Consider the following 9,882-nt stretch of genomic DNA (forward strand, 5'->3'; position numbering starts at 1 on the left):
GGCGCCAATCTGACGACCGCCCCGGCCGTCGCCCCCGCTCGCCCCGAAACCGCAACCTCAAAACCCGAACATCCCGAACCGCGCCGCCACCGCGAGCGCGCCCGAAAAGCATGGGCGACACCGACCCCACAGTGCCGCCAACGTCCAACGGGACTGTCAGGCGCGCCCTGATGCATGATCCGGGCTAGCTCGGTCCCACGTGGGCAGACGGTCGGGGTGCGTGTCGGTGCCGTCATGGTCGGCGGCGGCGCGCCGGTTGTCGTGCAATCGATGACCAATACGGATACGGCCGATGTCGCCGCGACCGTCGTACAAATCGGCGCGCTTGCGCACGCGGGCTCGGAAATTGTCCGCATCACAGTCGATGGCGACGAGGCCGCCGCCGCTGTACCGAAAATCCGCGCACGACTGGACCGGCGTGGCGTCATGGTGCCCCTCGCCGGCGATTTCCACTACAACGGCCACCAGCTCCTCAGTGATCATTCGGGTCTGGCCGAGGCCCTTGAGGAGTATCGCATCAATCCAGGCAATGTCGGTTTCAAGGACAAGAAGGATCGTCAGTTCGGGATCATCATCGAGATGGCGATGCGACACGGCAAGGCTGTGCGCATTGGCGGCAATTGGGGTTCGCTCGACCAGGAACTCTTGACGAGCCTGATGGAGGAGAACGCCAGATCGAAGCGTCCGCTCGACGCCCGCGCGGTTACGCGCGAAGCGATGCTGCGGTCCGTTCTCTTTACGGCGACCCGCGCGGAAGAAATGGGGCTCGCCCGTGACCGCATCATGCTTTCGGCCAAGGTCTCGGGGGTGCAGGACCTGATTGCCATCTATCGCGAGCTGGCGCGCCGCTCGGATTATGCCTTGCACCTCGGCCTCACCGAAGCCGGCATGGGTTCCAAGGGTATTGTTGCCTCCTCTGCGGCAATCGGCATTCTGCTTCAGGACGGTATCGGGGACACGATCCGATTCTCACTCACCCCTGAGCCCGGCGGCGACCGCACGCTGGAGGTCAAGGCCGCGCAAGAGCTCCTTCAGACGATGGGGTTTCGCAACTTCGCGCCGCTCGTCGCCGCCTGTCCGGGCTGCGGCCGGACAACGTCGACCGTATTCCAGGAACTCGCCCGAGATATTCAAACGTGGATTGCCGCCTCGATGCCTGTGTGGCGGAAGACATATCCGGGGGTCGAGCGCCTGAAAGTGGCCATCATGGGCTGCATCGTCAACGGGCCGGGCGAATCCAAACATGCCGATATCGGAATATCGCTGCCCGGCACCGGGGAACAGCCCGCGGCGCCCGTGTTCGTTGACGGACGACGGGCGGTAACGCTGCGCGGACCGATGATTGCCGAGGACTTCAAGACATTGGTCCAGGACTATATCCGGAAACGCTACAGCATCAGCCAATCCAGGGGCGCGGATGATCCGCGCGGCGAAGGGGCCGACCATCTTGGCCTCACAAACTCTAGCGGGGGAAGTCTGTGATGGATAGCGATCAAGGATCCGCCGCTCGATCGGTACTCGCCGCCGGCGCCTCCACCGAAAAGGCAGGGCTGCCGAGCCGGCACACCACAATTGGTGCCGAGCGCGCACCGCATCGCTCGTTCCTCTATGCGATGGGCCTGTCGGTGCGCGAAATCGCCCAGCCTTTCGTCGGCGTGGTGACGACATGGAACGAGGCCGCCCCCTGTAACATCACGCTTTCGCGCCAGGCTCAGGCGGTCAAGAAGGGCGTGGCGGCGGCCGGCGGCACGCCGCGCGAGTTCACCACGATTACGGTGACCGATGGCATTGCCATGGGCCATGCCGGCATGAAGGCCTCTCTAGTCAGCCGCGAGGTCATCGCCGACTCTGTCGAACTCTCCGTGCGTGGCCATTGCTACGACGCCCTGGTCGGGGTCGCCGGCTGCGACAAGACCCTGCCGGGGCTCATGATGGCGATGCTGCGCCTCAACGTCCCGTCCGTATTCCTCTACGGAGGCTCGATCCTGCCAGGGCGATTCCGCGGCAAAGACGTTACGGTGCTCGACGTGTTCGAGGCGGTCGGGGCACACGCGGCCGGAACGATGAGCGATGCGGACCTCGCCGAGCTGGAGATGGTTGCATGCCCGTCTGCCGGTTCCTGCGGCGGCCAATATACCGCCAACAGTATGGCCTATGTGTCGGAGGCGATCGGGCTCGCGCTGCCAGGTTCAGCCAGCACCCCGGCGCCCTATGAGTCCCGTGACCGGTTTGCGGATGCTGCCGGTCGCGCTGTGATGGCTTTGCTCGAACTCGGCCTGCGGCCGCGTGACATCGTCACACGCAAGGCGCTCGAGAATGCGGCCGCAGTCGTGGCGGCGACCGGCGGTTCGACCAACGCCGCGCTGCATCTGCCCGCCATGGCGCACGAGGCCGGCATCGCCTTCGACATCTTCGATGTCGCCGAGGTATTCCGGCGCACGCCGCTTATCGCCGACCTCAAGCCAGGGGGACGCTATCTTGCCAAGGACGTGCACGAGATCGGTGGCGTGCCGGTGGTGCTAAAAGCGTTGCTCGACGGTGGCTTCCTGCATGGCGACTGCCTGACGGTGACCGGCCGCACCCTGGCCGAGAACCTGCAAGGCATACGGTTTCCCGAAGGACAGGACGTCGTTCGGCCGACGACGCGGCCGCTGTCGCCAACCGGCGGCCTAGTCGGCCTTTCGGGGAATCTCGCGCCGGAAGGCGCCATCGTGAAGGTGGCAGGTCTGCACACGTTGACCTTCAGCGGTCCAGCGCGGGTGTTCGACCGGGAGGAGGATGCCTTCGCGGCGGTCATGCAGCGCCGCTACCAAGCGGGCGATGTGCTCGTCATCCGCTACGAGGGTCCGCGCGGCGGGCCTGGTATGCGCGAAATGCTGTCCACCACCTCGGCAATCTATGGCCAGGGCATGGGCGAGCAGGTCGCGCTGATCACGGATGGGCGATTTTCAGGCGCGACCCGCGGCCTCTGTGTTGGTCACGTCGGGCCGGAAGCTGCGGTCGGCGGCCCGATCGCGCTGATCGAGGATGGCGACGTGATCGAGATCGACGCCCTGCGTGGCACTTTGTCTGTCCGGCTAGAAACCGAGGAGCTGACAGCGCGCCGCGCGCTCTGGCAGCCGCGCCAGCATGACTTTCAGTCGGGCGCGCTGTGGCGCTACGCTCAGACGGTTGGACCCGCCGGCAAGGGCGCCGTAACCCATCCCGGCGCGGTGGCGGAAACCCATGTCTACGGCGAAATATGATCAGCGCTTCTCTTCTGCGGGTAAGATCATGACTGCCGTATTCATCACATCGACGGGCACCGGTATTGGCAAGACGTTCTTGACGGCAGGACTTGTTCGCTATTTCCGAGACCAAGCCCGAAGCGTGGAAGCCTACAAGCCTGTGATCAGCGGCTTCGATCCTTCGGCGCCCGAGGCAAGCGACACAGGGGTTATTCTCTCCGCGCTCGGTCGCGGGGTGACAGAAGAGGAAATCGATCGCATTTCCCCGTGGCGCTTTGCGGCACCGCTCTCTCCCAATATGGCCGCCAGCAAGGAAGGACGAGAAATCGATTTCCAAGCGCTCGTGACCTACTCGCGCAAGTGTGCGGCCTCCGCCGACGTCGCACTGATCGAAGGCGTCGGCGGAATCATGGTGCCATTGGACGGTCGCCACACGGTTCTTGATTGGATGTTGGAAATTCGCCTGCCGACCCTTCTGGTCGTCGGCAGCTATCTCGGCACCATAAGCCACACATTGAGCGCGCTGGACGCTCTCGAGCATAGGGGGCTCGAAGTGCGGGCGATTGTGGTCGACGAGACCGTCGAAAGCTCGGTGGCGTTCGAAGATACCGTCGCCACGATCAAACAGTTTGCGCAACAGACCGAAGTCGTTGCGTTGCCACACCTGGAAGGCGCGTCGCAGGCCCACCCGGCTTTTGCGAATATTGGACAGAGACTATGACGGGTCGCCGACGTTCCGAACAAGCGCAACTTTGGTCAATCCAAATCTCAAGTCTAGCGATGACGCCCCTTGGTAGAGGTGCTCTGCATTCAGGACACAACGTCGGCGATGATCTTGGACGACAAGACGGTCGTGTACGCCGAATGGCAGCCGGAAGCGCCCTCGATGCCGACATCTGACCAGCCGGCGACCGAGGCTTCAACTACCGATAGTTTGGTGCGATTGGTCATACGGCAGCCTGACGACTGGCATGTTCATCTTCGTGATGGAGAGCTGCTCAAAGCAGTTGTCAATCACACCGCGCGCCAGTTCGCGCGCGCGATCGTGATGCCGAACCTTGATCCACCAGTGACGACAATGGCCGCGGCGGAGGCCTATCGTGGTCGCATCCGGTCGGCCGTCGCGCCAGGTCTCGCCTTCACACCCCTCATGACGGCCTATCTGTCGGACGAAATCGATCCGGCGGAGATCGAGCGCGGTTTCACATCGGGCGTGTTTACCGCGGCCAAGCTCTATCCGGCGCATGCGACAACCAATTCCGCCCACGGGGTGACGGACGTCACGCGGATCTACCCTGTCCTTGAACGGATGCAGCGCCTTGGCATGCCGTTGCTGCTGCACGGCGAGGTGACGGATCGGCACGTCGATATCTTCGATCGCGAGGCGGCGTTCATCGACCGCGTCCTCACCAAGATCATTGCGGCTTTCCCCGCGCTCAGGATCGTCCTGGAGCACATCACGACCGAAGAGGCGGTGCGCTTCGTCGAAGCCGCCGGACCGAACCTCGGAGCCACCATCACGCCCCATCACCTGGTGATCAATCGCAACGCCATGTTTGAGGGCGGCATCCGCCCGCACCTTTATTGTCTTCCGGTCGCCAAGCGTGAGCGGCATCGCCTGGCGTTGCGCCATGCCGCGACCTCGGGAAATCCAAAGTTCTTCCTCGGCACGGACTCGGCGCCGCATGCGGTTGGCGAGAAGGAGTCCGCTTGCGGCTGCGCCGGCATCTTCAACGCGCCTGTGGCGCTCGAAACCTATGCCGCGGTGTTCGAGGAGGAAGGGACGCTTGACAGGCTTGAGGGCTTTGCCGCCGAACATGGTCCGCGCTTCTACGGCCTGCCGCTCAATGCGGGTCGCGTCGTGATTGAACGGACGGCTTGGCGCGTCCCGCAGGCAATCGTCGCCGCCGATACCCGCATCATGCCGTTCCAGGCCGGCGCCGAACTCGCGTGGAGATACAAAGGATCGCTCGAAGAGGCCGGGCGAGCAGAGCATGAGTGATGCGCGGCGCCCTTATGCCGGACGGCGCGCCGTCCTCGCCACCATGCATCGCAAGGAAGAGGCGATCGCGCCCGCGATGTTTTCCACGCTGGGCCTCATTATTGCACCGACCGCCGGGCTCGACACTGACCAGCTCGGGACCTTCTCGGGTGAGATCCCGCGTGACGGAACAATGCTTGAGGTGGCTGTTCGCAAAGCCCGTCTCGGCATGAGCGCCGCGGGCGTGCCTCTCGGGCTTGCGAGCGAAGGCTCGTTCGGTCCGCATCCCGCGATTCCGTTTATTCCGGGCGGCATAGAGCTCCTAATCTTCGTTGATGACGAGAGGGGAATCGTTGTCCACGAAAGCCTCATCGTGGAGGCGACGAATTTCGACCATCTGGTGGTTTCCCCCGGCGACGCGCTTGAGCCCTTCCTCGGGCGTATCGGCTTTCCGGCCCATGGCTTGGTCGTGCGGCCAAATGAGGGGGAGCCGACTGCCGTGCTCGCCAAGGGCATTGTCGCACTGGACAGTCTGACCCGCGCGATTGCCGAGGCCGCTGCCGTGTCACCCGATCGCCGGGCGCGCTTGGAAACGGATATGCGCGCACAACTCAATCCGACGCGGATGAAGAGTCTCGCGACTTTAGCCGACCGTCTCGCGCGGCGGTTGGCGACGCTCTGCCCCGGCTGTGGCGCGCCTGGCTTTGGCCGAACCGATACGCGCGTCGGGCTTCTTTGCGAAACCTGTGGCACCCCGACCGAGATGATCGCCGCAGAGGTGTTCGGGTGTCCTGCCTGCGATTATGCGGAAGAGCGACCGCGCTTCGACGGATTGCAGCGCGCGCCGACGCAGCACTGTCCGGAGTGCAATCCATGACACGCGGGGGCGCGTTCCACGCTGCGCGATCAGCGGATGGCAAACTGCAGACTGCTCCTGGAGGTGTCGTCGTCTCGGTTTGCTGCGCTCGCCCAGGCGGCCCCCGCAATCACCGCGACCTATGGAAAGCTAAAACCTTGCCGGAGTCCCTTTCGCTTGACAGACCACCTTCGGGCTCATGACGCGGCACTTGAGCGCCTGCGCGCGCTGCATCCGCTAAAGATCGACCTTTCGCTCGATCGCATGGAGCGTCTCTGCGCCGTATTGAAACGACCGCAGTGCCGCTTGCCGCCTGTCATTCATGTCGCGGGAACGAATGGCAAGGGGTCGACCATCGCCTTCCTGCGGGCCATGGCAGAGGCCGCAGGCCTCCGCGTCCATGTCTTCACCTCACCCCATCTCGTGCGCTTCGCCGAACGTATCCGGCTGGTGGGCACGTTGATTTCTGAGGATCACCTTGGCGACCTGCTCGGGCGCGTCGAAGCCGCGAACGGCGGTGAGCCGATCACCTTCTTCGAGATCACCACAGCAGCGGCGTTGCTCGCGTTCGCCGAGACGCCAGCCGATCTGTGCCTGGTCGAAGTGGGGCTCGGCGGGCGCTATGATGCTACCAACGTGATCGAGCGGCCCGCAGTCTCGGTGATTGCGCCGGTTGCCCTCGATCATTGCGAGTTTCTTGGTGACACGACCGGACAAATCGCCGGTGAGAAGGCCGGCATCATAAAAATAGGGGTGCCTTGCATTTCTGCGCGTCAGACAGGCGACGCGTCCATCGTGATCAATTCAGTGGCCGAGAGGGCGGGTTCACCCCTCAGTCTTGCCGGCCGCGACTTCGACACCTGGCCGGAGCACGGCGGCATCAGGTTCCAGGATCACACGGGGATTCTTTGTTTGCCGTCGGCCCGGTTAACTGGTGCCCATCAGATCGGGAATGCCGGTCTTGCTGTGGCCGCGGCGCGCATGCTCGAGCTTTCCGACGCATCAATCGCCGAGGGCCTGGGAAACGCGACCTGGCCGGCGCGGATGCAGCGATTGACGACGGGCTCGTTGGCTAAGCGAGCGACTGCACGCGGCGCCGATCTGTGGCTGGACGGCGGTCATAACCCGCATGCGATGGCCGCTGTTGCGCGGGCACTCGCCGACTTCAGGAACCAGGACAGCCAGCCGATCGTGGTTGTGCTGGGGCTGCTTGCCAACAAGGACGCCAAAGGCGTTTTCGCGTCACTTCGGCCGGTTCTTCCTTTCCGCCTTATCCTCGTCGGGTTCGAAGCGGATGCGGCGACCGACCCGGCGATGCTGGCGAAATCCGCGCGAGAGGCGGGCTTGAACGCGGAGATAGCGCATGACGTATCCGCGGCCCTGGATGTTACGCTGGCCAAGGAAGGACCGCCGCCGCACGTTCTGATCTGCGGGTCGCTTTATTTGGCGGGCGAGGTGCTGGCGATGAACCCTGAAAGCTGGCCGAGATGAGCTTTAGTGGGTTTGATGGAATTTGCGATCAGATAGTGCATTGTTTTTCGCAGCCAGTGGGCCTTGGATTAGCGTTTGATCAATTCCGCGAGCAGCGGATTAGGGAAGCGTCTCTTCTGCGTGATCGCGTAAAAGGTCTCGCTGAGATTTGCAATCGGACAGACCTCGACCAGTTCGCCGGCCGCCAGTTCGTCGCGCACGACGATGGGAGGCACCAGCGTTAGCCCATCGCTTTCCCGGGCCAGCAGGCGCAGCATGGCCATGTCGTCGACCTCGGCCAGGATGATCGGGCGGACGCCGGCGAGTTCGAGCAACCGGTCGAAGGCGACGCGGATTTCGCTGTCCAAGCTGGGAAGCAGGATCGGCTCGGTGCGAAGGTCTTGAGGAAAGCGGAACCGGCGGCGCTTGGCATTGGGTCGACCGACCAGCGCGACCGGTTGTTGGTCGAGCAGATGGCTGCGCAGGCTCGCCCGCGCGTCATCCTTCGGCGCACTGTTGGCCAGCACCACGTCGACCGCATGGGCCTCCAACTGCGCGAGCAGTTCCCGCATCGTGCCGGATCGCACGATCAACTCGACGTCCGCGCGGCCGACCAGCGGGCGGAGAAACTCCAGTTGAAAGTTCCGCGACAGGGTCGTCAGCGCGCCAACGCGCAACACCTGCCGGCTGTTGAGGGGGCGGCCCTGCATCGTGCTGACAAGCTCGTCGCCGGCCTGGAATACGGTGTCGGCATAGTCGAGCGCGATCCGGCCGGCCTCGGTGAGGAGGAGACGCTTGCCGGCCCGCTCGAAGAGCGGATGGCCAAGCTGCTGTTCCAGCTTTCCCAACTGCACCGAGAGCGCCGACTGCGAAAGGCTCAGCCGCTCCGCGGCGCGGGTGAGGCTGCCTTCATGGGCGATTGCCCAAAAATAACGAAGGTGGTGGTAGTTTAGAGCCGCCATGGCGACACTCTATGAAACCGAACGATATGTTGCAATCTTTGTAATTTAGTGAACTCCATCGAAATGGTATGTCAAGGCGGCGGCGGTTCTGGAATCCTGGCACGGTCGGCCTAACGTCTCCGGTCAACGTTAGTGAAATTAAGGGGACGCGCGCCATGAGGTGTTCTGCATGAACGGCAAACTCCGCAGTCTCCTTTTGGATTTCGACGGCACGATCGCCGAGACGGAACGCTTCGGGCAGCGTGTTGCCTACAACCACGCCTTCGCTGAACTGGGGCTCGACTGGCATTGGGACGAGACGCTGTACGGGGAACTTCTCGCGGTGGCTGGCGGCAAGGAGCGTCTGCGCTACTACCTTGAACGATGCCGCCCGGAGCTGCTCGACGACGCCATCGCATCCGGACTGATCGTCAAGGTCCATCATGCGAAGATTCGTCAATTCGCCAAGATTGCGCCGACGATCCCGCTACGACCGGGCCTGTTGCGGCTCGTGCGCGAGGCGCATGCGGCCGGCGTGTTGATCGCCATCGCGACGACGGCGTCCAAGCCGGGCGTCGAGGCTCTTCTTAGCCAAGACCCGAGCTTGTCCTCCATGATAAGCTTGATCGCCGCCAACGAAGCGGTGGAGCGCAAGAAACCAGAGCCTGACGTCTATCTCTGGGCTCTCGATCGCCTGGGGCTCGAGCCGGCTGATTGCGTGGCCATCGAGGATTCGAATGTCGGACTGCGTGCGGCACTGGCCGCTAACCTGCCGACGATCGTCACCTTGAGCGACTATACGGGAATGGATGACTTCACCGGGGCAAGTGCTGTGTTGTCAAATCTCGGCGAACGCGATGAGCCGGCGCGATCGCTTTGCGGCGTCAGACCGAAAGATGGGCTCGTCGACCTGGCGTTTATGCAAATGATCCGCGATTCCGCGAACGCCGAAACTGCGAGCCCGGTTAAGACGTAAGAGCATCTGCCATCTACCACTTTATCCAGTGAACGCCGCGAGCTTGTATTGCGCTCAAGCGCCTGCACCCTCTGTGATGAGCGGCGCGTTCAGGCATTCAGTTCCCCGTAGCGCCGCTTCGGCGAACCTACGGCGATCGCACCAAGACACGCTTCCCCAAGTGAAACTGCAGCAATCGGGACGGCCCGATCCGGTTGCCGCCCGACTTACGCCCTCGGCGTAGACCATTGGAAGGGCTGACCTGCCACTGAGCTGTCATCCAGCGGCAATTAGAGCCTCGGCGATTTCTGTTACGCCGTAGGGCGCGGGGTGAGCAACCGGCGGAGGCGCGGAGCCTTCATCGAGCGAAGCGTCGGAGCCGGTTGCGGTGAGGGTTCCGGCGAAGGCCGCCGGGGTCTGGTATCCGAGCGAGGAATGCGGTCTCGCAGTGT

The 9,882-nt window shown here is 63.6% G+C and carries 8 protein-coding genes and 1 pseudogene; 7 read left to right on the forward strand and 2 right to left on the reverse strand.

Going from position 1 to position 9,882, the window contains the following annotated elements; translation table 11 throughout:
- Positions 1-174 precede the first annotated feature (174 nt).
- The 6 genes from ispG to GTW51_RS22720 all read left to right on the forward strand — a co-directional run bounded on the left by ispG (position 175) and on the right by GTW51_RS22720 (position 7,555).
- On the forward strand, positions 175-1,482 hold the full coding sequence (ispG, locus tag GTW51_RS22695; protein WP_163046300.1) for a flavodoxin-dependent (E)-4-hydroxy-3-methylbut-2-enyl-diphosphate synthase: 1,308 nt from the start codon (positions 175-177) through the stop codon (positions 1,480-1,482).
- On the forward strand, positions 1,482-3,245 hold the full coding sequence (ilvD, locus tag GTW51_RS22700; RefSeq protein WP_163046301.1) for a dihydroxy-acid dehydratase: 1,764 nt from the start codon (positions 1,482-1,484) through the stop codon (positions 3,243-3,245). The genes ispG and ilvD overlap by 1 nt, the downstream gene beginning before the upstream one ends.
- The gene (gene bioD / locus GTW51_RS22705; RefSeq protein WP_163046302.1) at positions 3,226-3,948 is read left to right on the forward strand and encodes a dethiobiotin synthase; all 723 of its coding nucleotides are present in this window, start codon (positions 3,226-3,228) and stop codon (positions 3,946-3,948) included. Before ilvD ends, bioD begins: the two co-directional genes overlap by 20 nt.
- Before the next feature lie 165 nt (positions 3,949-4,113).
- Positions 4,114-5,229: a dihydroorotase gene (gene pyrC / locus GTW51_RS22710; RefSeq protein ID WP_163046308.1), complete on the forward strand. Its 1,116-nt coding sequence runs from the start codon at positions 4,114-4,116 to the stop codon at positions 5,227-5,229.
- Positions 5,222-6,085 (forward strand): DUF6671 family protein, encoded by an 864-nt coding sequence (locus tag GTW51_RS22715; protein ID WP_163046303.1) that lies wholly within the window; start codon positions 5,222-5,224, stop codon positions 6,083-6,085. The genes pyrC and GTW51_RS22715 overlap by 8 nt, the downstream gene beginning before the upstream one ends.
- A 156-nt stretch (positions 6,086-6,241) precedes the next feature.
- A complete protein-coding gene (locus GTW51_RS22720; RefSeq protein ID WP_163046304.1) occupies positions 6,242-7,555 on the forward strand; it encodes a bifunctional folylpolyglutamate synthase/dihydrofolate synthase in 1,314 nt (437 codons plus the stop codon).
- A 68-nt stretch (positions 7,556-7,623) separates the two neighbouring features.
- Here GTW51_RS22720 and GTW51_RS22725 read toward each other — a convergent pair whose 3' ends face one another.
- The gene (locus tag GTW51_RS22725; RefSeq protein ID WP_163046305.1) at positions 7,624-8,496 is read right to left on the reverse strand and encodes a LysR family transcriptional regulator; all 873 of its coding nucleotides are present in this window, start codon (positions 8,494-8,496) and stop codon (positions 7,624-7,626) included.
- A gap of 169 nt (positions 8,497-8,665) precedes the next feature.
- Here GTW51_RS22725 and GTW51_RS22730 point away from each other — a divergent pair, with 169 nt between their 5' ends.
- Positions 8,666-9,451 carry an HAD-IA family hydrolase gene (locus GTW51_RS22730; RefSeq protein WP_163046306.1) on the forward strand — a complete coding sequence of 262 codons (786 nt, stop codon included), beginning with the start codon at positions 8,666-8,668 and terminating at the stop codon, positions 9,449-9,451.
- Between the two features lie 255 nt (positions 9,452-9,706).
- Here GTW51_RS22730 and GTW51_RS22735 read toward each other — a convergent pair.
- Positions 9,707-9,882: pseudogene (locus GTW51_RS22735) on the reverse strand (IS3 family transposase); the annotation flags it as partial.

It is taken from the genome of Aurantimonas aggregata, from assembly GCF_010500835.1.
Classification (GTDB): domain Bacteria; phylum Pseudomonadota; class Alphaproteobacteria; order Rhizobiales; family Rhizobiaceae; genus Aurantimonas; species Aurantimonas aggregata.